Source organism: Pedobacter sp. (genome assembly GCF_040513095.1).
Classification (GTDB): Bacteria; Bacteroidota; Bacteroidia; order Sphingobacteriales; family Sphingobacteriaceae; genus Pedobacter.
In genome coordinates, this window is sequence record NZ_JBEVDX010000121.1 from 62,830 (window position 1) to 88,113 (window position 25,284).

Genomic DNA, 25,284 nt, shown 5'->3' on the forward strand with positions numbered 1-25,284 from the left:
ATTTGTAATTTTATCAAAATTGAGAATGTCAAAATATGGAAACAATCAGCTGGGGCGATTTTGAAAAAGTAGAGTTACGCGCAGGCACCATACTTGAAGTACTGGATTTTCCTGAAGCAAGAAAGCCTGCCTATAAAGTAAAAGTGGATTTTGGCGAATACGGTGTAAGAATGAGCAGTGCGCAGATTACTGCCCTGTATACGAAAGAGGAGCTTGTCGGGCAGCAAATTGTTGGGGTAACCAATTTTCCGAAAAAGCAGATCGGCAAATTTATGTCTGAGTTCCTGGTAACCGGCTTCGCGGATGAAAACGGAGATATTATACTGACCACGCTGAATGGCAAAGTACCAAACGGCAGTAAAATGATGTAAATGACTTACTATAATTTTTCGGACGTAAAGGATCAGGTGCAAGAAGATGAGCACTATATGCTTCTGGCATTGCAGGAAGCACAGAAGGCTTTTGAAAGTGAAGAAATTCCGATCGGTGCTGTGATCGTCTGCAAAAACAGGATCGTTGGGCGCGGGCATAACCTTACAGAGCAGCTGAACGATGTAACAGCCCATGCAGAAATGCAGGCCTTTACCGCCGCGAGTCAGACACTCGGGGGAAAATACCTGAAAGAATGTACACTGTACGTTACTGTAGAACCATGTGTGATGTGTGCAGGTGCCGCCTACTGGACGCAGATCGGCCGGGTGGTATATGGTGCAACCGAACCAAAACGGGGCTTTACGAGTAAAGGGAATAACTTACTCCATCCCAAAACTTTATTGAAGGGCGGGGTAATGGCCGCAGAGTGCGGGCAGCTGATGACACGGTTTTTTGAAACCAAAAGGGGTTAATTTGACAAACTATTGAACAAAACTATCCCCCGAGTGTTATCTTTGTTGAAGAATAAATTTTAAACTTAAAAATATAATAATATGGCTTTTGAATTACCTGCGTTACCTTACGCAACAGATGCACTAGAACCGCATATCGATAAAACAACCATGGAAATTCACCATGACAAACATCACCAGGCTTACGTTACCAACCTGAACAAAGCTTTAGAAGGTAAACCTGAAGCTACTCACAGTATAGAGGATATCGTTAAAAACATCTCAAAATTCCCGGCAGCAGTAAGAAATAATGGCGGCGGTCACTACAATCACTCATTGTTCTGGGAAGTTTTAGGTCACGGTAAAGGTGGTGAGCCAACAGGTGAACTGGCTGAAGCGATCAAAGCTGCTTTTGGTTCTTTTGCTGATTTCAAAACTAAATTTGCTGAAGCAGGTACTACACGTTTCGGTTCGGGTTGGGCTTGGTTAAGCGTTGGTGCTGACCATAAATTAGTAGTTTCTTCTACGCCTAACCAGGATAATCCATTAATGGATGTTGCTGAAGTTAAAGGCACGCCAATTTTGGGTATGGATGTTTGGGAACATGCTTACTATTTAAAATATCAAAATAAACGTCCTGATTATATTGCAGCATTCTGGAATGTTGTAAACTGGGATGCAGTTGCTGAGCGCTTCAAAAAAGCACAAGGGTAATTTTAAAAAAAGGTGATACACAGTATCACCTTTTTTCTTTTCTATATTCCTACCACATCTTTCTTTTTCTTCTGCTTCATGGCCTTCGGTATTACTGCCAGGATCTCTTCCTTAAATGCCGTCAGCATCCTTTTCTTGATATAGTTTTTATGTGTTGCCAGGCTAATCTCACGTACCGGTTCGGGAGACTTGAAATTACGTACCTTGCTCAATTGTTTTGGCGTGAGGTCTACCAGAGCCAGTTCAGGCAATAAAGTAGCACCATTATTCATATCTACCATGCGGATCAGTGTTTCTACACTCCCTGTATTATACGTTAAACCCTGAAGGCGGTTGTCTTTTGTGCTTCTGCAGATGTTCAGTACCTGTGAGCGCATGCAGTGCCCTTCATTTAAAAGCCAGATATTTTCATCTTCGAGATCGTTGGCATCAATGTTCTTTTTCCTGAAAAGTTTACTGTTTTTGCTGATATAGGTAACGAAGGTTTCATAGTACAGCGGGATTTCAGTGATCGAGTTGTCTGCCAGGGGCGTAGCCAGAATACCGCAGTCCAGCACACCGGTTTTGAGGTGGTGGATGATATCTTCGGTGGTATACTCCCAGATCAGCAGTTTGAGATCGGGGTACTTCTCCATCATACAAGCAATCACTTGTGGTAAAAGGTAGGGGGCAACGGTGGGGATAATCCCAACTTTGAGTTCGCCAACGATATCCTGCTGCTGGCTGCTGATGATCTCTTTGATCTTCTGGCTCTCCTGAAGGACCCGCCGGGCCTGCTCAATGATTTGAGAACCAATTTCGGTGGGGATTACGGGCTGCTTGCTTCTGTCAAATATTTTCACATTCAACATCTCTTCAAGCTTTTGGATCTGCATGCTTAAGGTAGGCTGTGTCACAAAACATTTATCAGCGGCGCCGACAAAGCTTCTGTAGGTGTCTACAGCTACGATATATTCCAGTTGAACTAAAGTCATATAGCTAAAATTTATTCTCTTTTGCAAAGATATAAACTTTAGCTATTGACTTATGTGTTATTTAAACGTATTTGGCCAGGAAATCATCGTATGCCAGCTGGATACCTTCTTCCAGATCGATCTGGTGTTTCCATCCCAGTCCGTGCAGTTTTGATACATCCATCAGTTTGCGTGGAGTACCGTCCGGTTTAGTGCTGTCAAAATTAAGTTCGCCTTCATAACCTACTACCTTTTTAATCAGCAGGGCAAGATCTTTAATGGTCAGATCTACACCGGTACCAATATTGATCAGGTTAGGCTCATTATAGCTTTCCATGAGGAAGTAACAGGCATCTGCAAGATCGTCTGCAAACAGGAACTCCCGCATTGGCGATCCCGATCCCCATACAACTACTTCAGGTGATGAATTTACTTTTGCCTCATGGAACTTGCGGATCAGTGCCGGAAGAACGTGTGAGTTCTGAGGATGGTAATTGTCATTGTACCCGTAAAGGTTGGTAGGCATTACGGAAATATAATTAGAACCGTACTGGGCACGGTAAGCATCGCACATTTTAATTCCAGCGATTTTAGCGATTGCATAAGGCTCATTGGTTTCTTCAAGCAGGCCGGTTAAAAGATAATCCTCTTTTAAAGGCTGTGGTGCTAATTTAGGATAGATACAGCTGGAACCCAGGAACATTAACTTTTTAACGTCGTTTTTGTAGGCCTGATGAATTACGTTGTTCTGAATAGCCAGGTTTTCATAAAGAAAATCTGCCCTGTAAGTATTGTTGGCAACGATACCTCCTACTTTTGCTGCGGCTAAGAAAACATAGTCAGGTTTTTCGAGCTCAAAAAAGGCCGTTACAGCCTGCTGGTCCCGCAAATCCAGTTCAGCGGAAGTTCTGGTGATGATGTTTGAATACCCTTCTTTAACTAATTTGCGGTATATGGCTGATCCTACCATACCGCGGTGTCCTGCGATGTAAATTTTTGCGCTTTTTTCCAAGGTGTTTTTTTTTAAAGGTGTCTACAGATTATGTCGTAAATATAATTATTTTTATCTGTTACATTATACAGCCTTCAACGTTTTTGAGTTAGAAACCTGTATAAGTAAGAGAAGATTTAATCGTAGTTTTGCATAAAAAACAACAGTGGGTAAAGATAAGTTAAGGAAATTTGCCGAAATAGATACCTTTCATAATGTTTATCAGATGGAAGAAGGAAAAGATTTGAAGGGCAGATGGGCGTCAGCCCATTTTAAAAATAACAATCCGGTCGTACTCGAGCTGGCTTGTGGTAAAGGAGAATACGCAGTGAATATGGCTAAGTTTTTTCCTGAAAAAAACTTTATAGGCATAGATTTAAAAGGTAACCGGATCTGGAGAGGTGCCAGAACCGGCGTTGATGAGAACATCAGTAACCTCGCTTTCCTCAGGATCCAGATCGAAGATATTGTGGAGTATTTTGGAAAAGATGAGGTGGATGAAATATGGATCACCTTTCCTGATCCCCAGCCGCAGGACAGCAGGGAAAAGAAACGCCTTACCTTTCCCGCTTTCCTGAATAAATACAAAAACTTCTTAAAGCCCGGAGGGAAAATTAATCTCAAAACAGATAACGACGGACTGTACGCCTATACGGCTGAGGTGGTGGAACAGGAAAAACTGATTTGTCATAAAAGCACCGGCGAGTTGTACCAGTCGGAATTTTATGATGATGTGCTGAAGATCAAGACACACTATGAACGTATCTATTTAAAGCAGGACAAGAATATCAATTATATACAATTCTCTTTTGAATAATGGAGCAGTCGTTTTATGACCAGGTTTATGAAATCGTTAAACTCATCCCAAAAGGAAGGGTAACTTCATACGTGGCCATTGCCAGGAGCCTTGGCGCAGCGAAATCTTCGAGAATGGTGGGATATGCGATGAACAACGCACATGGGATGCATCCTCCGGTGCCTGCACACCGTGTAGTGAATGCCAAAGGACTGCTCACAGGGCGTTTCCATTTCTCTCCGCCAGAACTGATGGAACAACTGCTGCAGAATGAAGGTGTAGAAGTGGAGGATGGCCAGGTCAAAAACTTTAAAACATATTTCTGGGATCCTGCAGAGGAACTGTAACCATCAGTAAAGTGAGAAAATCAGGATTAATCTTTAATCATTATGGGAACTGAGATCAGGAGATGCAGCTGGTGCGGAAACGATCCGCTGTATATAAAGTATCATGACGAAGAATGGGGCAAACCCGTTCGGGATGACCATATTTTATTTGAATTTCTGATTCTTGAAGGTGCCCAGGCGGGATTAAGCTGGATTACCATTCTCCGCAGGCGTGAGGGATACAGACAGGCTTTTGCCGGTTTTGATGTAAAGAAGGTAGCTGCATTTAATGCGGATGATGTGGGGCGGCTTATGAACGATCAGAAGATCATCAGAAACAGGCTGAAGATCAATTCTGCTATCAGCAATGCTAAGCTCTTTATCGGGATCCAGAAAGAATTCGGCTCCTTTGCCGATTATATCTGGGGATTTATGCCAGGCAAAGAGCCACTTGGCAACAAGGTTAGGACTATGGCAGATCTGCCGGCAAGAACTGAAATATCTGATGCGATCAGTAAGGATATGAAGAAAAGAGGGTTTAAGTTTTTCGGAACAACCATCTGTTACGCCTATATGCAGGCAACCGGCATGGTAAATGATCATATTGAGGGTTGTATAGCAAAGTAGCGATGATCAAAACATTCGTCATGTTTCTTTGGTACACCAAATGGCCCTGGATAAATTCGGACCCGGGCAAGCAGAAAGAACCTCTTCTCACCATGGCGAAGCTCACGATCGTCTGCCTGTTGGTGGGTTATCTGGCAGGGTCTTTTTCGCAGATGCTGATCCACCAGAAGCTGATCCCTGATCCCGGGCCAACCATTCTGGACTACAATGATGTTTCATGGTTCCATTTTTTTATGGGAGCAGTACTGCTGGCACCAATCCTCGAAGAGTTGATCTTCAGGGCGCAGCTGAAACGCTTTTCAGGGATGCTGCTGTTTGTATCACTGATTTTTGGTGCACTGCTCAGTGCCATTGTAAAAACTTACTGGGCATTACTGATCAGTCCACTCATATTCGGGATCCTGTTCATCACTTACCGCTTTACCCTTGCGGGCAGCGTCACCAGGAAGTTCAGATTCTGGAAACGTGTATTCCCCTGGCATTTTCACCTGACTGCCGTCTGTTTCGCGCTGCTGCATTTGGCGAACTTTGAAAAGGGCATAGCCCTGCTGCCTCTTGGCTTGCTTTATACTTTGCCACAACTGTCAATCGGGCTGATGCTGGGTTTTACAAGGATGATTTACGGTTTAAAATATTCGATCATCCTGCATTCACTTTACAATCTATTCTTCGTTATTGTACTTTTCCTCCAGCAGTAAACGTGCTTCCTGATTAGGTTTCATAAATTGCAGGTGTTAACTTTGACAGAACTGCCATGGCAGTCTGAAGTATAAATTCAATATATAATCAAATGAAAAAACTTTTCCTGCTTGATGGTATGGCGTTGATCTACAGGGCGCATTTTGCATTAAGTAAAACCCCCAGATTTACTTCTACCGGTATCAATACCTCGGCAGTAATGGGTTTTGCGAATACCTTAATGGAAGTCCTGAGAAAGGAAAAACCGAGTCATATCGCTGTAGTTTTTGATACAGATGCCCCTACAGAGAGGCATACCGATTTTGTGGCCTATAAAGCGCATCGCCAGGCCATGCCCGAAGATCTGGCTTCGGCACTTCCCTACATATTTAAACTGATAGAGGGATTTAATATTCCTGTGATCACCAAGGATGGTTTTGAAGCCGATGATATTATAGGTACACTGGCTAAAGAAGCTGAAAGAGAAGGTTTTACCGTTTTCTGCATGACGCCCGACAAAGATTTTGCGCAGCTGGTCTCAGATAATATCTTCATTTATAAGCCTGCCCGTATGGGGAATGATATGGAAATCATTGGCGTACCAGAAGTACTGGCCAAATGGGAGATAGAAAACGTACTTCAGGTAATCGATATTCTGGGCCTTTGGGGGGATGCAGTGGATAATATACCCGGCATCCCTGGTATTGGAGAGAAAACGGCAAAGCTGCTGATCAAACAATACGGTTCTATGGAGAATATCATTGCGAATTCCCATGAGCTTAAAGGCAAGCAGCGCGAGAATGTTGAAGCGTTTGCTGAGCAGGGGCTGATCTCAAAGAAACTGGCTACTATCATACTGGATGTGCCGGTCGACTTCGATGAGGCTTCCTTAGTGCTTGATGAACCCAGCAGAGAACTGCTGGAGCCGTTATTTGCAGAACTTGAATTCAGGACCCTGGGCCGCAGGGTATTTGGCGACGGATTTAATATTGGCGATGCCAAAGCTGCGGGTTCACAGCAGACCGATCTCTTCGGTAATCCGGCAAATGAGCCGCAGGCCAAAACCAAAACCTTCGAACAGCTGCCCAATTTATTTGAACAACCACCTGTAGGCCGTACTATAGCAGATACCAATCCTGATTACCAGTTGATCGACACCCCCGAAAAACGAAAGGAACTGATCAGCCTGCTGTTGCAGCAGGAAGACATATCATTTGATACAGAAACCACAGGTACAGATGCCAATACAGCAGAACTTGTGGGTTTATCTTTTTGTATAGAAGCCGGAAAAGGCTGGTATATCCCGGTTCCTGCAGATCAGCAGGGGGCCCAGGCTATAGTAGACGAATTCAGGCCGGTACTCGAAAATGAAAATATCGCCAAAACAGGCCAGAATATCAAATATGATATCCTGGTGCTCAAATGGTATAATATAGATATCAAAGGCAGGTTGTTTGATACCATGCTTGCACATTACCTGATTGATCCTGATACCCGTCACAATATGGACGTGCTTTCAGAAAATTACCTGGGTTATACGCCAATATCTATCACTTCCCTGATCGGCCCCAAAGGCAAAAACCAGGGTACAATGAGAGATGTTCCCGTTGAAACTGTGGTAGATTACGCAGCAGAGGATGCCGACGTAACCCTGCAGCTGGCCAATGTATTTAAACCCATCCTAAAAGAACTCAACGCCGAAGAACTCCTCATCAACATCGAAAATCCGCTGGTTTATGTACTGGCAGATATGGAGAAAGAAGGTGTAAGAATCGATATGCCTACCCTGATCAGTTATTCTGCTGAACTTGAGGTTGATATCCGCCGCTTCGAACAAAACGTTTATGATAAGGCAGGCGTAGTTTTCAACCTGGCCTCACCCAAACAACTGGGAGAGGTATTATTTGATAAGTTACAACTTGATCCAAAGGCGAAGAAAACAAAAACAGGCCAGTACCAGACCGGTGAAGACGTATTGTCTGCCCTGGCGCATAAAAGTGATATCGTAAAGGATATTCTGGATTTCCGCCAGCTGCAAAAGCTGAAATCTACCTACGTAGATGCCCTTCCATTATTGGTTAACCCCAAAACTGGTCGTGTGCACACCAGTTATAACCAGGCTGTAGCAGCTACTGGCAGGTTAAGTTCAAACAATCCAAACCTCCAGAATATCCCTATCCGTACAGAACGCGGCAGGGAAGTACGTAAAGCTTTTATCCCAAGGGATGAAAACCATATCCTGCTGTCAGCGGATTATTCACAGATCGAATTGAGGATCATTGCAGATATCAGCAAGGAAGAGAACATGCTCTTCGCCTTTAACAACGGGATAGACATCCACACTGCCACAGCGGCAAAAGTGTATGGCGTAACCATTGAAGAAGTAACCTCTACCCAGCGGAGAAATGCAAAAGCCGTAAACTTTGGTATCATCTACGGACAATCCGCCTTCGGTTTATCGCAGAACCTGGGCATTCCAAGAAAAGAAGCCGCAGAAATGATAGAACAATACTTTGCTCAATACCCGGGTATCAAAAGATACATGACGGATACAATGAACTTCGCCCGTGAACACGGATTTGTAGAAACAATAATGGGTAGAAGAAGGTACCTGAGGGATATCAACTCGGCCAACCAGACAGTACGTGGATTTGCAGAGCGAAATGCTATCAACGCGCCGATTCAGGGTTCTGCCGCAGACATGATCAAGATCGCCATGATCAATATCCACAAGGATATCAAAGATCAGCAACTGCAATCCAAGATGACGATGCAGGTACATGATGAGCTTGTGTTCGACGTCCTGAAGTCAGAAGTAGATGCTATGAAAGCCATTATCAGTCACCGGATGAAAACAGCTATTCCAACAACCGTACCGATTGAAATCGAAATAGGAGAGGGCGAAACCTGGTTAGCGGCGCATTAGTAGCCCGGATAGGTTATGAATTATTTATGACCACCATGCTACAGGTTAAACTTTAAAAAATGACAAAGGGTATTTCAATGCCTTCTGGTGCCCTTCAGCAGCAGCCAGCATTGAAATACCCTTTGTCATTTTTAAGCGAAGCAAGAAGATCTCAGCTATCAAGTAATAAAAAGATTACACCAATTCAATAGTTTCACCAATTGCTGGTAAAAACAACTGCTTGTTCTCTCTTGCAAATTTAGCTACAGCTACGTCAGTATCAATACTGATCTCAGGCATAGTATTATAATGTACCCCGATCACACGGTCACAGTTCACAAATTTCGATGCAATCAAAGCATCATCAGTATCCATAGTATAGTTACCCCCAACAGGCAAAATCGCATAATCCAATGAATAAAGCTCAGCCAGCAGTTTCATATCCATATTCAGCGAAGTATCCCCCGCATAATAGATAGATTTCCCTTCAAGTTCCACTACGAAACCAGCCGGGTTACCACCATAACTTCCATCAGGCATAGAGCTTGAATGCGTAGCCCAAACCATGCGTACTTTTCCAAAATCAAATTTGTAAGTACCGTAATTCATAGCGTGAAGGTTAGTCAGACCCTGACTACCCGCCCATTGTGCAACCTCAGCCATAGCGATGATCTTAGCTCCGGTTTGTTTTCCCAGAAGCACAAGGTCGCCGGTATGGTCACCATGGCCATGGCTCACAAAAATGTAATCAGCTTCAATAGCTTTTACATCAATCCCTGAAGCCAGGGGATTCTGCGTGATAAAAGGATCAAATAGAAACTTTTTTCCATCAGCTTCCAAAAGGAAAGTAGAGTGCCCGTAATATGTAAATTTCATAATTTTAATAATTTTTAGTTTCCAAACATACCACCAAGACCGCCCAGCATGTCCTGTGTAGCAGCCTGCATTTCCCTTGCGCTTACATCTTCTGCCTGTTGCAGCACTTTGTTTATTGCTGTAAGCAGTAGTTCTTCGATCTCTTCCTTATCGGCATCTTTAAAGAAATCATCATTGATTTCTATAGCCGTTATCGCTTTATTGGCCGTAGCAGTAACCTTGATTGCACCACCTTCAACTTCTGCAAAAACAGAAACTGTATCCAAACGTTTTTTTATTTCCTCAGCTTTTTGCTGAGCTGCCATTAATTTATCGAACATAATAATCTAGTTTTAAATAAAAACCAAAGTAAGGGATTTTTGATTTAAAGATTTATCCTTTTTTCCTGGGTTTGGCTCTTTCGTACTGCACAGGCCATTCAGGTTCTTCATTCAGTTCATAAGCAGCGTGCAGCGGAAAATAAGGATCTCTCAGTAATTCCCGGGCCATGATAATCAGATCGGCTTTGCCTTCCTGAAGGATCTCTTCTGCCTGACGGGCATCGGTAATCAGTCCTACGGCACCTGTAGGTACACCTGTTTGTTTTTTAATCTCTTCGGCAAACCTGACCTGGTAACCGGGAGATAAAGGGATTTCCTGGTAAGAGATATTACCACCTGAAGAGCAGTCGATGAGGTCTACGCCCTGGTCTTTCAGGATCGCAGAAAGTTTCACTGATTCTTCGGATGACCATCCACCTTCAGCCCAGTCGGTAGCGGAAATCCGCACAAATAATGGGTTTCCGGCAGGCCATACTTCCTGAGCAGCAGCAACTACTTCCAGAACAAAACGTATCCTGTTCTCAAAACTTCCGCCATACTCATCGGTTCGCTGGTTACTTAGCGGAGAAAGGAACTGGTGCAAAAGATACCCGTGGGCGCCATGGAGTTCCAATACTTCATATCCGGCTTCGATACATCTTTTGGTGGCAGATCTGAAATCTGCCTTTATTTTTTCGATGCCTTCAATGCTTAATTCTTCGGGTGCAACATTTCCCTCCGTATGAGGAATGGCACTTGGAGCCACGGTATCCCATCCGCCATCTGCTGCTGTAATTTGTTTACTGCCGTTCCAGGGAGTATCAAAGCTGGCTTTTCTACCTGCATGTGCCAGTTGTACGCCCGGTACGGCTCCATTTTCTTTAATAAACGTAGTGATGCGTTTTAAAAATGAAATATGTTCGTCAGACCAGATTCCCAGATCATAAGGTGAAATCCTGCCTTCTGGCGAGACAGAAGTAGCTTCCTGGATGATCAGCGCTGCGCCGCCAACTGCGCGGCCGCCTAAATGCACTAAATGCCAATCATTGGCAAAACCATCTTTCGCAGAATACTGGCACATCGGAGACACCACAATCCTGTTTTTCAAGTGGACATTTTTTATGTCGAAGGGCGATAATAATATAGACATGATAATATATTTTGATACAAATTAAATGATAGTAACACACATTTATTCCATAAGTGTTTTAACAAATAACATATGACAGAAAACAGATACTAACGGCAATACCGAATAATTTTTTGAAACACAAACAGATTGTATTTGTTGCAAGCACGGAACAGGGAGAGGAAAATGGTTTTAGCGGGGACGGCAGACAAATAAAAAATAACATAGATTTAATATTATTTTGCCGCTGTTTTTTAAATAAAGCCTACTTTTGTGAGGCCCAGCGGAAGTTAGGCGGGAGTTGATACAATGTAAAAAAATGAGAAACGTATTGCACAACTCAATATTTATTTAAACCTTTACACCTTCAGTAATTTAAAGCGGGATTTATACAGAAAATGATAAAGCAAGCCACACATAAACTTTCGATTGTAACAGCAAAAAACATTGCTGCGAGGAGTTTATATATTGAGCGTTTGCAGCCTGTCATTTATGTAACAACCAGCCGGCAAAATTATACACCCCGTATTTGAGTTATCTTACTCAATCATAGAGGTAGTGTCCTCTCTAACCAAAACCAATTAATCAGAATATTTATTTTTTTTCGTTAACTATTAATGAATATAAACGATTTTATAGTGCAGGTTGCACTTCCTGAACATCGTGTTTTTGCAGAAGAGATCTGTGAAGAAATGGCCGAATCTGCAAAGGCAAGAGGTACAGGTATCGCTAAACGTTCCCCGGACTACGTTGCTGGTAAAATGTCTGAGGGGAAATCTGTCATTGCTTTTCACAAAGATGGCTCATGGGCCGGCTTCTGTTATATCGAAACATGGAGCCACGGGCAGTTTGTCGCTAATTCTGGTTTGGTCGTAAGTCCGAAATTCAGAAAAGTGGGACTGGCGCATACCATCAAAGAAAAAATATTTGAGTTATCAAGACAAAAGTATCCCAAAGCCAAAATATTTGGTTTGACTACCGGACTTGCGGTAATGAAGATTAACTCTGATCTGGGCTATGAACCGGTAACTTATTCTGAGCTTACACAGGATGAAGACTTCTGGAAAGGCTGCCAGAGCTGTGTTAACTTCGAAATCCTCAAAAGTAAGGACCGCAAAAACTGCATGTGTACAGCCATGCTGTATGATCCCGCTACGCAAAAACATGATGTGGCAAAGAAATTTGCCGAGGAGCTGGAGCGCAAGCCCAAATTGTATGAACGTTTTATGCGCATCAAACAAAGACTGGTGCTGAAGCCCAAATCAGATGAAAAAGGAGGAATGAAGTCCATCCTTCAGTTATCATCGTTGTTTTTTAAATAATATTTACCAGTGATGATGAGTCGTCACGATACCATAACCATTAAAAATAATATGAAAAAGAAAGTAGTTTTAGCTTTTAGCGGAGGTTTAGATACTTCATTTTGCTGTATTCATCTTGCACAGGACCGTGGTCTTGAAGTGCATTCAGTGATTGTGAATACAGGTGGTTTTTCTGAAGAAGAACTACAGGAAATCGAAAAAAGAGCATATGCCCTGGGTGTAGCTTCTCATGCTGTAGTAGATGAAACTGCAAATTATTACGCAGGATGTATTAAATATCTTGTTTTTGGTAACGTATTGAAAAATGCTACATACCCGCTTTCTGTAAGTGCTGAGCGTGTAAGCCAGGCTACTGCAATTGCAAATTATGTAAAAAAGATTGGTGCCGACTATGTTGCACACGGTAGTACGGGTGCAGGAAATGACCAGGTGAGATTTGATATGATCTTTAATATCATCATCCCTAACGTAGAAATCATTACACCGATAAGAGATCTGAAATTATCCCGCGAAGCGGAAATAGAATATTTAAATAACCATGGTGTGGTTTACAGTGCCGAAAAAGCAAGGTACTCCATCAATAAAGGTTTATGGGGAACATCAGTAGGCGGAAAAGAAACCCTTACTTCGAATGAAACCCTTCCTGAAGAAGCATGGCCAACCCAGGTTTCTGAAACAGAAGCCCGCAGGATTGAACTTACTTTCGAAAAAGGCGAACTTACAGGTATTGACGGCGAAACCTTAGATCCTGTAACAGCAATCCAGAAACTTCAGGCTATCGCGCAGCCTTATGGAATTGGACGCGATATCCACGTAGGCGATACCATTATCGGAATTAAAGGCCGTGTAGGTTTTGAAGCAGCAGCACCAATGGTGATCATCAAAGCACACCATACCCTTGAAAAACATACATTGACCAAATGGCAGCTGTCATGGAAAGAGCAACTGGCTTCGTTCTACGGTAACTGGCTGCATGAAGGTCAGTTTCACGATCCGATTATGCGCAATATTGAAGCTTTCCTGGCCGATACACAAAAAACCGTTAGCGGTAAAGTATTTGTAGAACTGCTTCCTTACAGGTTCCAGATCATCGGAATTGAGTCTGATCATGATCTGATGAGCAACAAATTTGGCAGCTACGGAGAGATGAACAATTCCTGGAGTGGGGAAGACGTAAAAGGATTCTCTAAAATATTTGGTAACCAGGTAATGATCTGGCATAAAGTGAACAGCAATGAAGATTAAAGCAGGTATAATTGGCAGTGCCGGGTACACAGGCGGCGAAATGTTGCGCCTGCTGATCAACCATCCTGATGTGGAGATCACATTTGTACATAGCAACAGCAATGGCGGAAATCTCATTTCTGATGTGCATACAGACCTGCTGGGAGATACAGACCTGCGTTTCACCGAAGAACTTTCACAGGATATTGATGTGCTGTTCCTCTGCGTAGGCCATGGTACAGCCAGGAAATTTCTCGAAGAAAATCCCGTAAAGGAAGGCATTAAGATCATTGACCTGAGCCAGGATTTCAGGTTAGCCGAAGCTGCGGGAACCAAATGGGTTTATGGTTTGCCGGAGCTGAACAGGGAACGCATCAGAACGGTCAGCTACATTGCTAATCCGGGCTGTTTTGCTACCTGTATCCAATTGGGATTGTTGCCACTGGCAGCAAAAGGGCTGATCAAAAAAGATGTGCATATCAATGCCACTACAGGTTCAACCGGTGCGGGACAGGGTTTAAGCCCCACCTCACACTTTAGCTGGCGCAACAATAACCTTTCGGTATATAAAGCATTTGAACATCAGCATCTGAACGAAATCGGGCAGAGTCTGGTACAGCTGGATGCCGCATTTGATGTGCCATTAAACTTTATCCCTCAGCGTGGAGACTTTACAAGGGGTATTCTGGCGGCGATGTACCTGGAAAGCGACCTGACAGCCGAAGAGGCTCAGGTAATTTATGAAGAGTACTACGCAGGCCATCCTTTTACCCATGTAAGCAAAAACAATATTGATCTGAAACAGGTGGTGAATACAAACAAAGGCCTGGTGCACGTTGAAAAGCATGGTAGCCAGCTTTTGATTATCAGTATGATTGATAACTTGCTGAAAGGAGCAAGCGGACAGGCTGTGCAAAATATGAATTTGATGTTTGGGCTGGATGAGCGGCAGGGACTGCGCTTAAAGGCAAGTGCTTTTTAAGCGCTGCTGAACAGTACTTATTCTTATTTTATTCATCATCCCGGAGATGCTCCGGGCAAAAGCTTTTAAAAATGAACTTATTCGATGTATACCCTTTAAACGATATTGAAATTGTTAAAGCCTCAGGCAGTACTGTCTGGGATGCCAGTGGTCAGGAATACCTGGATCTTTACGGCGGTCATGCTGTAATCTCTATCGGACATACCCATCCGCATTATGTAAAACGTTTAACTGACCAGCTGGCTAAAGTTGGCTTTTACTCCAATTCAGTAAAAATTCCGTTGCAGGTAGAACTGGCAGAGAAACTGGGCAAAGTATCGGGCAAAACCGATTACCAGTTATTCCTTTGTAACTCTGGTGCCGAAGCAAATGAAAATGCGCTTAAACTGGCTTCCTTTTATAACGGCAGAAAGAAAGTTATTGCTTTTAAAGGTGCTTTCCACGGGAGAACTTCCCTGGCAGTTTCTGCTACAGATAATCCAAAAATCATCGCGCCTGTAAATGAAACGGATAACGTTGTATTTCTTCCTTTTAATGATGAGCAGGCACTAAAAGATGCTTTTGCCAGCTATGGCAACGAGATCAGTTCTGTCATTATTGAAGGCATCCAGGGAGTGGGCGGTATCAAAGAAGCTTCCATAAGTTTCCTTCAGCTGATCCGTGCACTTTGTGACGAGTACAACGCAGTGTATATTGCTGATAGTGTACAATGCGGTTACGGCAGGACAGGAACATTCTATTCTCATGATTATTCAGGCGTAGACGCCGATGTATATACAATGGCTAAAGGGATGGGTAATGGCTTCCCTGTCGCCGGAATCTCTATCGCTGCCAAATTTAAGCCATGGCACTATATGCTGGGAACCACTTTTGGAGGTAACCATCTGGCCTGTGCTGCGGCACTGGCAGTGCTCGAGGTAATGGAGAAGGACAACCTGATGAAGAATGCAGAAGAAGTAGGTAACTATCTGATCACTGAACTGAGGAAAATTGAAGAGATAAAAGAGGTGAGGGGACGAGGTTTAATGATAGGGATTGATCTTCCTGAAGAATTATCACAGGTTAAAAAGAACTTGTTATTTAAACAGCATATCTTTACAGGAGAGGCTAAGCCTAACGTGATCAGGTTATTGCCTGCACTTAACCTGAACAAAGAACAAGCCGATCATTTTTTAGAAAACTTTAAAATTGCCTTAAAAGGATGAACCAATTCACCGCTGTAAAAGATGTTGAAGACATTGACCAATTGGTAAAAGATGCCCTCGCATTAAAAGAAAACCCTTATGCACATCAGCATCTGGGAAAAAATAAAACCCTCGGACTGGTTTTTCTGAACCCAAGCCTGCGTACACGTCTGAGCACACAAAAAGCTGCAATCAATCTGGGCATGAGCGTAATGGTGATGAACATGGACAAGGAGGGATGGGCACTCGAAACTGAAGACGGCATCGTAATGAACGGTACCACTGTTGAGCATATCCGCGAAGCTGCAGCTGTAATGGGGCAGTATTGTGATATCCTGGGCCTGCGCTCTTTTCCAAAACTGTCCAACAGGGATGAAGATTACAATGAGGATTTCTTTAACAAATTTATCAAATACTGCGGCGTTCCGGTAGTAAGCTTGGAGAGTGCAACGCGTCACCCTTTACAAAGTCTTGCGGATCTGGTAACCATCAGGGAAACCTGGAAAGGTGCAGCTAAACCAAAGGTGGTACTTGCATGGGCACCGCATGTGAAAGCATTGCCTCAGGCAGTACCAAACTCATTTTCTGAATGGATGTGCAAAGCGCAGGAACTGGATATGCTTGATTTTACAATCGTACAGCCTGAAGGATATGAACTGTCGGAAGATTTTACCCCGGGAGCAAACATCATGTACAACCTGGAAGAGGCACTGAAGGGAGCCGACTATATCTACGTAAAAAACTGGTCGAGTTTCAAAGAATACGGTAAGGTACTTACCTACCCTGACGGATGGATGATGAACAATGACAAACTGAAGGATACAAATAATGCAAAAGTAATGCACTGTTTACCTGTGCGCAGGGACCTTGAATTGTCCTCCGAAATTCTGGATGGGCCAAATTCACTGGTTATTCATGAAGCCGGCAACCGTTTATGGGCTGCACAGGCTGTATTGAAAGACCTGTTAGAAGGTTTATCTTAAAATCGATGAAGCAGTTAACGATTATAAAAATTGGCGGTAATGTAATTGACAATTCGGAGAAACTGCACCAGTTTCTGCTGGATTTCAGGGCTTTGCCCGGAGATAAGATTCTGGTCCATGGCGGAGGAAAGATCGCTACTGAACTGGGCAGCTCTTTAGGTATAGAACCTAAGATGGTAGATGGACGACGGATCACTGATATAGAAACTCTTCGTATTGTGACTATGGTTTACGCCGGACTGATCAATAAAAACATGGTAGCGCAGCTGCAGGCCAAGGGATGTAATGCCATTGGCCTGAGTGGTGCAGATGGAAACGTCATCAAAGCGGTAAAACGTCCTGTGGGAAAAATTGACTATGGCTTTGTGGGCGACCTGGATGAATCTTCTGTTTCCGTAAAGACCCTGGATAGCTTATTGACGAGCGGCCTGGTACCCGTACTTTGTGCAATTACGCATGATGGGGATACCCAGCTTTTAAATACCAATGCCGACACCATTGCCTCTGCTGTTGCCGTAGCAATGTCTTCTGTTTATGAAACCCGCCTGGTTTACTGCTTTGAGAAAAAAGGCGTACTCCGTGATGTGGAAGATGATCTTTCACTGGTAACAGAGATCAAACGCAGTGAATTTGATACGCTGAAAGATGAGGGTGTTGTCTCGGGTGGAATGATCCCCAAACTGCACAACGCTTTTGAGGCAATAAGACAGGGTGTAAAAGCAGTTTATATCGGCAAAGCCGATGAGCTGCCGGAAATTGATATCAAAGGTTTCGGAACCAGATTAATAGATTAGAATATGGGACAATTTACAGGAAATATAGCCATACTTGGCAGCGGGAACATCGGACTTTCACTGGCAAAGGGTTTAGTGAAAGCAGATTATGTAAAAGCTGATCAGATTAGCCTCACCCGGAGAAATATAAGCAAACTGAAAGAATTTGCGGACCAGGGTTATGTGGTAAGCACTGATAATGCGGCTATTGTTGCGGATGCGGATATTATCGTCCTGGCGGTACTCCCACAACAGCTGAATGTACTGATGGAAGAAATCGCACCGGTAATAGATATTAAAAAACATGTAGTTATTTCAGTAGCTTCTGGCGTAAGCTGTGCGGATATCCGCAACAAGCTGAAAGAAGGCCTGGAAGTGATCCGTGCTATGCCTAATACCGCTATTGCTATCGGTCAGTCCATGACCTGCGTGGCATCTGACAACGCTTCCAAAGAACATATCGAAGAAGTAACGAAGATGTTCGAAACGGTAGGATCAGTAATTAAAATCAATGAAGACCTGATGACCTCAGCTACGGCTTTATGCGCCTGTGGTATCGCCTTCTTCCTACGCGCTATCCGTGCTGCTTCGCAGGGCGGTGTAGAAATAGGTTTCCATGCGGATGAAGCGTTGAAGATGGCTGTTCAGACGGCTAAAGGCGCAGCGGATCTGCTGTTACAAATGCAGTCACATCCTGAACAGGAAATAGATAAAGTAACTTCGCCAAAGGGATGTACCATTGCGGGCCTCAATGAAATGGAACACAATGGATTCAGTTCATCCCTGATCAAAGGCATTAAGCTCGCAGCAACCAAAGCTGGAGAATTATATACAAAGGGATAAATTATGATAGAAAAACTGCAAAAGGATAGTTTAGAGTTGCTGAGGAAATTGATCAGCATCAAGTCTTTCAGTAAGGAAGAGGATAAAACAGCTGATCTGATCGGGCAATTTTTGCAGGAACGACAAATTAAAATACACCGTAAACTCAATAATATCTGGGCTTACAATAAATATTATGATGCCGGCAAGCCTACTGTGCTGTTAAACTCGCATCATGATACGGTAAAACCTAATTCTGGTTATACCAGAGACCCTTATGAACCTGCAATTGAAGAAGATAAACTTTTCGGGCTGGGAAGTAACGATGCAGGAGGTTGCTTAGTTGCGCTGATCGCCACTTTCCTTTATTTCTACGAGCAGGAAGGCCTGTCGTATAATATATGCCTTGCCACAACTGCTGAAGAAGAGATCTCAGGAAATAACGGGCTGGAGCTTGTCATTCCTGATCTTGGAGAACTGGAGTTTGCTATTGTAGGAGAGCCAACGGAAATGAACTTAGCCATTGCAGAACGCGGACTGCTGGTGCTCGACTGCACAGTTACAGGAAAAGCAGGACATGCCGCAAGGGAAGAAGGAGACAATGCAATTTACAAAGCACTGAAGGATATCGACTGGTTCAGGAATTACCGCTTTTCAAAAGTATCTGAGGTTTTTGGTCCCCTGAAGATGTCAGTAACAATTATCAATGCCGGGTCACAACACAATGTAGTGCCTGCAACCTGTACTTTTACTGTGGATGTACGCGTTACAGATGCATATACTAATGAAGAGGTACTTAAAATTATCCGCACCAATGTAGATTGCGATGTAAAACCAAGGTCTATACGGTTAAAACCATCTTCGATTGACAAAGGACATCCTTTGGTACAGTCGGGAATAGCCCTGGGCAGAACAACATATGGCTCACCAACAACGTCTGACCAGGCGTTACTGAGCATTCCTTCCGTTAAGGTTGGTCCGGGTGATTCTGCAAGGTCGCATATGGCTGATGAGTATGTATATGTAGATGAAATTGCTGCGGGAATAGCATTATACATCGATATGCTGAAACCAGTGATCAACGGGAAATAGCTCCCGCCCGGGTAATTGTTGTATTTTTGCATTTAAAAGAATAAATATCAAATGAAGATCTGGCAGAAAAATATAGAAGTAAATAAGGGTATTGAAAGTTTCACGGTAGGGAAAGATAGGGAACTGGATCTTGAAATGGCAGCTTTTGACGTTCTGGGCTCATTGGCACATGTGGAAATGCTCGAAAGTATAGGCCTGCTTACAGCGCCTGAACTTGCAGAGATACAAGTGGCACTGAAGAAGATCTATGCAGAGATTGAAGCCGGGGAATTTACAATAGAAGATACTGTAGAGGATGTGCATTCACAGGTTGAGTGGCTGCTTACCCAGCGTATCGGGGAAGCCGGCAAAAAGATCCACAGCGGACGCTCACGTAATGACCAGGTACTGGTAGACCTGAAACTGTTCTTCAGGGACAGGATTGAAGAGATGGTTGGCAACACTGTAACTTTATTTCAGGAGCTGATCACACTGAGCAATAATCATAAGGATAAACTGGTACCGGGATATACACACCTGCAGATTGCTATGCCTTCGTCTTTCGGACTGTGGTTTGGAGCTTATGCTGAGAGTTTGGTGGATGACATGGAAGTGATGCTGGCTGCCTGGAAGATCTGTAACAAAAATCCTCTGGGTTCTGCCGCAGGTTACGGATCATCTTTTCCGCTGAACAGAACAATGACTACTGAGTTGCTTGGTTTTGACAACCTCAATTATAATGTGGTTTATGCACAAATGGGTAGAGGGAAAACTGAACGGATACTGGCTCAGGCCATGTCTTCTGTAGCTGCAACACTGGCTAAGATGGCCATGGATGTAACACTTTTTATCAATCAGAACTTTGGCTTTATCAAATTTCCTGATGAACTGACTACAGGATCGAGCATCATGCCGCACAAGAAAAATCCTGATGTGTTTGAACTCATCCGATCACGCTGCAATAAAATTCAGGCTTTGCCTAATGAAATTGCAATGATGATTACCAATCTGCCATCAGGCTATCACCGTGACCTGCAGCTGCTGAAGGAAAACCTTTTTCCATCAATAGTTTCGCTGAACGAGTGTCTGGAGATGACTACTTATATGTTGCAGCATATAGATATCAAAAATGATATCCTGAAAGATAAAAAGTATGATTACCTGTTTAGTGTAGAGGTGGTTAATGATCTTGCGCTGAAGGGTATTCCTTTCAGGGAAGCCTATAAGATTGTGGGCGAGTCTATAGAAAATGGTAGCTTTGTACCTGGCGTTGAGGTCAACCATACGCATGAAGGCAGTATCGGAAACCTCTGTAACCCTGAAATTGAACAGATGATGGAAGTAATTCTGGATCAGTTCAATTTCGAAAAAACAAAAACAGCAATCCAGCAATTGCTGGCTTAATTCTAACCATTAATAAAAAATAAAATGAGCGTATCGATATTAGCAAAGTCACTTATTGGCTCTGAGATCATAAAAATTGGTCACGAAGTTAATGAACTGAAGAGCAAAGGTGCTAAAATTGCGAATCTAACTATTGGAGACTTTGATCCCTCAATTTTTCCTATTCCATCAGAATTAAAAGACGAAATTGTAAATGCTTACAATGAGCACCATACCAATTATCCTCCTGCTGATGGTGTGCTTTCTTTAAGAAAAACTGTTGCAGGAATTCTGAAAGACCGTTATGAACTGGATTTCAATACAGATGAAATCCTGGTATCTGGTGGTTCACGCCCGCTGATCTATGCTACTTACCTGGCACTGGTAGATCCGGGAGATAAAGTGATTTATCCTGCACCATCATGGAATAATAACCACTACTGCCATCTTTCTTCTGCTGAAGGGATTGCAGTGGAAACTACTGCAGAAACTAATTTCATGCCTACGGCTGAACTGCTCAGACCACATATCAAAGGTGCAACCCTGCTGGCACTTTGCTCTCCGCTGAACCCAACAGGAACAATGTTCAGTAAAGAACAACTGGAAGAGATTTGTGACCTGGTAATTGAAGAAAATAAATCAAGAGCGGAAGGTGAAAAACCATTGTACATTATGTATGATCAGATCTATTCCCTGTTGACTTTTGGAAAAGAACATATCAATCCGGTGAGCTTACGTCCTGAATTAAGAGACTATGTGATCTATATCGATGGTATTTCCAAATGCCTTGCCGCTACTGGTGTCCGTGTAGGATGGGGTTTCGGACCGGCTGAGGTTGTTTCGAAGATGAAAGCTTTACTAACGCATATCGGTGCCTGGGCTCCAAAAGCTGAGCAGGTAGCAGTAGCCAAATATTTTGCAGACAAAGACCTGGTTGACCAGTTTATGGCTTCTTTTAAAGAACAGATCCAGGAAAGCCTGAATGCATTGTATGTTGGTTTCCAGCAATTGAAAAGCGAAGGCTTCGCTGTAGATGCGATTGTCCCTATGGGTGCAATTTACCTGACGCTGAAGATCGATTATATCGGTAAAACTACTGAAGCCGGTGATCTTTTAAAAGACAGTACTGATGTAAACTCTTACCTGATCAATGAAGCACTGGCAGCATTTGTGCCCTTTTCTTGTTTTGGAACTGATGAAACGAAAAGCTGGTTCCGTGCATCTGTTGGTGGTTGCTCGCTGGCGGATATCAATGAGATGATCCCGAGGATTAAAACTGCGCTGAGTAAATTAAAGTAATACAAACTTATACAAAAAAGGGCTGATCAAATATTATGACCGGCCCTTTTTGCTTAGGTATTATTATAACCCTGTTATTACTTAAATTCTGAGGTTTTATGGAATTCGATATCCGGATAATCCCTTTTGGTCATATTGATCATAAAGTCGTTGTCCGCAAGAAACACTGGATTGCCGTCTTTATCCTGGCCAATATGCATTTGTTTACGCTTTACAAATTCTTCCAGTTTCTTCTTATCCGTAGATGATACCCAGTTGGACCTTGTATAACTCAGCATGCGGAAATGGGCTTTCGCGCCATATTCATGTTCAAGCCGGAAGGCGATAACCTCAAACTGAAGGTCACCTACAGCACCAATGATCTTTCTGTTACCGGGCTGCTGGATAAACAACTGTGCAACTCCTTCTTCTGTGAGCTGCTGTATGCCTTTCTCCAGCTGCTTTGTTCTTAATGGATCTCTGTTCTCAACTTCCTTGAATATTTCAGGAGAAAAGCTCGGAATGCCCTTAAATTGAAGTTTCTCTCCCTCAGTTAAAGTATCTCCGATTTTAAAGTTTCCACTGTCATATAATCCTACAACGTCGCCTGGCCATGCCTCTTCCACGATGCTTTTTTCATTTGCCATGAAATCCATAGGATTGGAAAACTTCAGCTTTTTATCCTGACGTGTATGGTAGTAAAATTTATTCCTTTCGAATTTGCCTGAGCAGATCCTCAAAAAAGCAATCCGGTCGCGGTGTTTCGGATCGAGATTGGCATGGATCTTAAATACGAAACCTGAGAAATTCTTTTCTTCTACCAGTACTTCTCTTTCTTCAGCTTCCCTGCTTCTCGGGCTGGGTGCAATATTGATGAAAGTATCAAGCAGTTCTTTGATCCCGAAATTGTTGATCGCACTGCCAAAGAATACCGGAGCCAGTAAACCTTCGGTGTACATCGTCGCATCAAGCGAACCGTAAACGCCCTCTACAAGTTCAAGGTCACTTTTTAATCCTGAAAGTTCCGCGGGTTTAAGGAAATTATTCAGGTTTTCATCATTCAGGTCACTTACTTCAATTACCGGATCGGCGATCTTTGTTTTGTCCGGTTCGAAGAGGTTGAGGTGTTTATTGTAGATACTGTAAACCCCTTTGAAAGTATGCCCCTGTCCGATAGGCCAGGAAAGAGGGCAGAGGCTGATGTTCAGTTTATTTTCTATCTCATCCAGCAGATCAAATGCGTCTTTACCTTCGCGGTCCATCTTGTTTACAAAAATGATTACCGGTGTGTTGCGCATACGGCACACGGCCATTAGTTTTTCTGTTTGTTCCTCAACTCCCTTTACACAATCTACTACAAGGATAACACTATCAACAGCAGATAGGGTTCTATAAGTGTCTTCTGCGAAATCCTTGTGACCGGGCGTATCAAGAATATTGATTCTTTTGTCTTTATATTCAAAGCCCATTACAGAGGTAGCAACGGAAATACCACGTTGTTTCTCGATCTCCATAAAATCTGAAGTGCTGCTTTGATTGGCTTTGTTACGTTTTACCGCACCTGCCGTGTTTATCGCTCCGCCAAATAACAGGAACTTCTCAGTTAAGGTTGTTTTACCGGCATCGGGGTGACTAATAATGGCGAACGTTTTTCTTTTTTCTATTTCGGGGTGGATCATAAAGGATTAAGCATAATGCTTGATAAAGGCTGCAAAGATAAATATAATATATAAAATAAAAACCGGCCATTATGACCGGTTCTCATTATACTTTTAATTGCCTCTTCCACCCCGACCACCTCTTCCTTGTTCCACCGGCCTGGTTTGCTGTTGCTGCTGTTGCTGTTGCTGTTGCTGGCGCTGCTGATCTTGCTGAGCGCGCTGTTGTTGTTGCTGCTGCTGCTGTTGTTGTTGCTGGCGCTGCTGATCTTGCTGAGCGCGCTGCTGTTGTTGTTGTTGTTGCTGCTGGCGTTGTTGATCTTGCTGCTGCTGCTGACGCTGCTGATCTTGCTGGGCACGTTGCTGCTGGCGCTGTTGATCCTGCTGTGCACGTTGCTGCTGATCTTGCTGGGTACGCTGACCATCACGTTGCTGCTGCATTTGCTGTTGGCGTTGTTGCATCTGCTGCTGGCGCTGTTGGTTTTGCTGTGCACGTTGCTGATCATTCTGTTGCATCTGCTGCTGCTGACGTTGCTGCTGCTGCATCTGGCGCTGAAGATCCTGTTGTGCCCGTTGCGGATCATTCTGCTGCATTTGCTGCGGCCTGTTTATACCTTCTCTTCTGCTGATTGGAGGACGCTGACCCTGGTCATTTGCTCTTACTGGCGTATATCCTTCTGGTCTGCCTGCTGCAGGATTATCGACACCCCTGCCACCGTTAGTTGCTGCAGGTTGTCCGTTCTGACCGCTTGCGGGATTATTACCTCTGCCCGGGCGGCTATAATTTCCCCTTCCAGGATCACCTGGATTTGTTCCGGCAGGTTGCCCGTTAGGATTGATTCCGGCGTTGTTATTCCTGCCTGGCTGGCCATTGTTTCCTCTTCCTCCGTTATTCCCTGAGGGCTGTCCGTTTGAAGGTGTGTATCCTCTGCCTGGTTGTCCGTTTGAAGGTGTATTTCCCCTTCCTGGTTGTCCCGGACGGCCAGTACCTGCATTGTTAGGTCTGCCCGCGTTGCCTGGCGAATTGTTATTACTTCCTCTTCCGCCAGTTACCCTTGGACGGTAGATATTGATGTTGTTATTCGAGAAGCTATATCTTCCGGGTCTGTTTGAAGCGTTAACACGGTATACGGTTACGTCCCTGCGGGTCACTCTTCTGACATCGTCTATGCGTGGGCCGGTATAAAACGGACGTCCGCCACCTCTGTAAGTATAGTTGATAAAGGCCGTACGGTTATAAAAATCCAGTCCTCTGTTATAATAACTCGGGTAATTGTTGCTGTAGATATTGATCTGCGGAATAAAGGCCCACCAGTTCAGCGGAGCATCATAACCACTGTTATCGCTGATATCATCATAGTCAGGACTCAAAGGAGCCCAGCCATAATAACCATCACCACTTCTCCAACTTACCCATGCTGGTCCCCATTCGGTATCAGGACTCCAGATCCACTGAATGAAACGATCGGTTATCCAGCTGCCATAA

25 protein-coding genes are annotated in these 25,284 nt (G+C 43.6%); 18 read left to right on the top strand and 7 right to left on the bottom strand.

From position 1 onward, the window contains the following. Nucleotides 1–35: 35 nt before the first annotated feature. The 3 genes from ABWY16_RS14100 (at nt 36) to ABWY16_RS14110 (ending at nt 1,538) form a co-directional block, all read left to right on the top strand. Complete coding sequence (locus ABWY16_RS14100) at nt 36–371, top strand: tRNA-binding protein (RefSeq protein WP_353905286.1); 336 nt, start codon at nt 36–38, stop codon at nt 369–371. After that, complete coding sequence (locus ABWY16_RS14105) at nt 372–845, top strand: nucleoside deaminase (protein ID WP_353905287.1); 474 nt, start codon at nt 372–374, stop codon at nt 843–845. 81 nt (nt 846–926) lie between these two features. Continuing rightward, nucleotides 927–1,538 carry a superoxide dismutase gene (locus ABWY16_RS14110; protein WP_353905288.1) on the top strand — a complete coding sequence of 204 codons (612 nt, stop codon included), beginning with the start codon at nt 927–929 and terminating at the stop codon, nt 1,536–1,538. A gap of 41 nt (nt 1,539–1,579) precedes the next feature. Here ABWY16_RS14110 and ABWY16_RS14115 read toward each other — a convergent pair whose 3' ends face one another. Further along, nucleotides 1,580–2,512, bottom strand: coding sequence for a hydrogen peroxide-inducible genes activator (locus ABWY16_RS14115; protein WP_353905289.1), 933 nt, complete (start codon nt 2,510–2,512; stop codon nt 1,580–1,582). Nucleotides 2,513–2,573: 61 nt separating this feature from the next. Further along, nucleotides 2,574–3,503 carry a GDP-L-fucose synthase gene (fcl, locus tag ABWY16_RS14120; protein ID WP_353905290.1) on the bottom strand — a complete coding sequence of 310 codons (930 nt, stop codon included), beginning with the start codon at nt 3,501–3,503 and terminating at the stop codon, nt 2,574–2,576. A 145-nt stretch (nt 3,504–3,648) separates the two neighbouring features. On the opposite strand from fcl, the gene trmB reads away from it, so the two are divergent. From trmB to polA, 5 genes are all read left to right on the top strand, one after another. Continuing rightward, nucleotides 3,649–4,299: a tRNA (guanosine(46)-N7)-methyltransferase TrmB gene (gene trmB, locus ABWY16_RS14125; RefSeq protein WP_353905291.1), complete on the top strand. Its 651-nt coding sequence runs from the start codon at nt 3,649–3,651 to the stop codon at nt 4,297–4,299. Continuing rightward, nucleotides 4,299–4,625 (top strand): MGMT family protein, encoded by a 327-nt coding sequence (locus tag ABWY16_RS14130; protein ID WP_353905292.1) that lies wholly within the window; start codon nt 4,299–4,301, stop codon nt 4,623–4,625. Before trmB ends, ABWY16_RS14130 begins: the two co-directional genes overlap by 1 nt. Before the next feature lie 42 nt (nt 4,626–4,667). Then, a complete protein-coding gene (locus tag ABWY16_RS14135; RefSeq protein WP_353905293.1) occupies nt 4,668–5,231 on the top strand; it encodes a DNA-3-methyladenine glycosylase I in 564 nt (187 codons plus the stop codon). A 2-nt stretch (nt 5,232–5,233) separates the two neighbouring features. Further along, the gene (locus ABWY16_RS14140; protein WP_353905294.1) at nt 5,234–5,929 is read left to right on the top strand and encodes a CPBP family glutamic-type intramembrane protease; all 696 of its coding nucleotides are present in this window, start codon (nt 5,234–5,236) and stop codon (nt 5,927–5,929) included. Nucleotides 5,930–6,021: 92 nt separating this feature from the next. Continuing rightward, on the top strand, nt 6,022–8,835 hold the full coding sequence (gene polA, locus ABWY16_RS14145; protein WP_353905295.1) for a DNA polymerase I: 2,814 nt from the start codon (nt 6,022–6,024) through the stop codon (nt 8,833–8,835). Between the two features lie 174 nt (nt 8,836–9,009). Here polA and ABWY16_RS14150 read toward each other — a convergent pair whose 3' ends face one another. From ABWY16_RS14150 to namA, 3 genes are read right to left on the bottom strand one after another with little or no spacing between them, the layout of a single operon-like run. Further along, nucleotides 9,010–9,690, bottom strand: a complete 681-nt coding sequence (locus ABWY16_RS14150; protein WP_353905296.1) for a metal-dependent hydrolase — start codon at nt 9,688–9,690, stop codon at nt 9,010–9,012. Between the two features lie 14 nt (nt 9,691–9,704). Continuing rightward, nucleotides 9,705–10,010, bottom strand: coding sequence for a YbaB/EbfC family nucleoid-associated protein (locus tag ABWY16_RS14155; RefSeq protein WP_353905297.1), 306 nt, complete (start codon nt 10,008–10,010; stop codon nt 9,705–9,707). 52 nt (nt 10,011–10,062) lie between these two features. After that, nucleotides 10,063–11,139 (bottom strand): NADPH dehydrogenase NamA, encoded by a 1,077-nt coding sequence (namA, locus tag ABWY16_RS14160; protein WP_353905298.1) that lies wholly within the window; start codon nt 11,137–11,139, stop codon nt 10,063–10,065. Nucleotides 11,140–11,735: 596 nt separating this feature from the next. Here namA and ABWY16_RS14165 point away from each other — a divergent pair. The 10 genes from ABWY16_RS14165 (at nt 11,736) to ABWY16_RS14210 (ending at nt 22,161) form a co-directional block, all read left to right on the top strand. Continuing rightward, entirely contained in the window at nt 11,736–12,440 is a 705-nt protein-coding gene (locus ABWY16_RS14165; RefSeq protein WP_353905299.1) for a GNAT family N-acetyltransferase, read from the top strand. Between the two features lie 51 nt (nt 12,441–12,491). Then, nucleotides 12,492–13,685 carry an argininosuccinate synthase gene (locus ABWY16_RS14170; RefSeq protein WP_353905300.1) on the top strand — a complete coding sequence of 398 codons (1,194 nt, stop codon included), beginning with the start codon at nt 12,492–12,494 and terminating at the stop codon, nt 13,683–13,685. Next, entirely contained in the window at nt 13,675–14,646 is a 972-nt protein-coding gene (gene argC, locus ABWY16_RS14175; protein WP_353905301.1) for an N-acetyl-gamma-glutamyl-phosphate reductase, read from the top strand. Before ABWY16_RS14170 ends, argC begins: the two co-directional genes overlap by 11 nt. A gap of 71 nt (nt 14,647–14,717) precedes the next feature. Continuing rightward, complete coding sequence (locus ABWY16_RS14180) at nt 14,718–15,851, top strand: aspartate aminotransferase family protein (RefSeq protein ID WP_353905302.1); 1,134 nt, start codon at nt 14,718–14,720, stop codon at nt 15,849–15,851. Further along, complete coding sequence (locus tag ABWY16_RS14185; RefSeq protein WP_353905303.1) at nt 15,848–16,813, top strand: Rossmann-fold NAD(P)-binding domain-containing protein; 966 nt, start codon at nt 15,848–15,850, stop codon at nt 16,811–16,813. Before ABWY16_RS14180 ends, ABWY16_RS14185 begins: the two co-directional genes overlap by 4 nt. A gap of 5 nt (nt 16,814–16,818) precedes the next feature. Further along, nucleotides 16,819–17,607, top strand: coding sequence for an acetylglutamate kinase (gene argB, locus ABWY16_RS14190; RefSeq protein WP_353905304.1), 789 nt, complete (start codon nt 16,819–16,821; stop codon nt 17,605–17,607). Nucleotides 17,608–17,610: 3 nt separating this feature from the next. Further along, the gene (proC, locus tag ABWY16_RS14195) at nt 17,611–18,429 is read left to right on the top strand and encodes a pyrroline-5-carboxylate reductase (RefSeq protein WP_353905305.1); all 819 of its coding nucleotides are present in this window, start codon (nt 17,611–17,613) and stop codon (nt 18,427–18,429) included. Nucleotides 18,430–18,432: 3 nt separating this feature from the next. Beyond that, on the top strand, nt 18,433–19,500 hold the full coding sequence (locus tag ABWY16_RS14200; protein WP_353905306.1) for a M20 family metallo-hydrolase: 1,068 nt from the start codon (nt 18,433–18,435) through the stop codon (nt 19,498–19,500). A gap of 51 nt (nt 19,501–19,551) precedes the next feature. Beyond that, nucleotides 19,552–20,883: an argininosuccinate lyase gene (gene argH, locus ABWY16_RS14205; RefSeq protein WP_353905307.1), complete on the top strand. Its 1,332-nt coding sequence runs from the start codon at nt 19,552–19,554 to the stop codon at nt 20,881–20,883. Between the two features lie 24 nt (nt 20,884–20,907). Beyond that, complete coding sequence (locus ABWY16_RS14210) at nt 20,908–22,161, top strand: pyridoxal phosphate-dependent aminotransferase (protein ID WP_353905308.1); 1,254 nt, start codon at nt 20,908–20,910, stop codon at nt 22,159–22,161. 77 nt (nt 22,162–22,238) lie between these two features. Here ABWY16_RS14210 and ABWY16_RS14215 read toward each other — a convergent pair whose 3' ends face one another. Together ABWY16_RS14215 and ABWY16_RS14220 are read right to left on the bottom strand one after the other, a co-directional pair. Next, nucleotides 22,239–23,819 carry a peptide chain release factor 3 gene (locus tag ABWY16_RS14215; RefSeq protein ID WP_353905309.1) on the bottom strand — a complete coding sequence of 527 codons (1,581 nt, stop codon included), beginning with the start codon at nt 23,817–23,819 and terminating at the stop codon, nt 22,239–22,241. A 93-nt stretch (nt 23,820–23,912) separates the two neighbouring features. Further along, a partial coding sequence (locus ABWY16_RS14220) for a DUF6600 domain-containing protein (RefSeq protein WP_353905310.1) occupies nt 23,913–25,284 on the bottom strand: 1,372 nt, incomplete at its 5' end.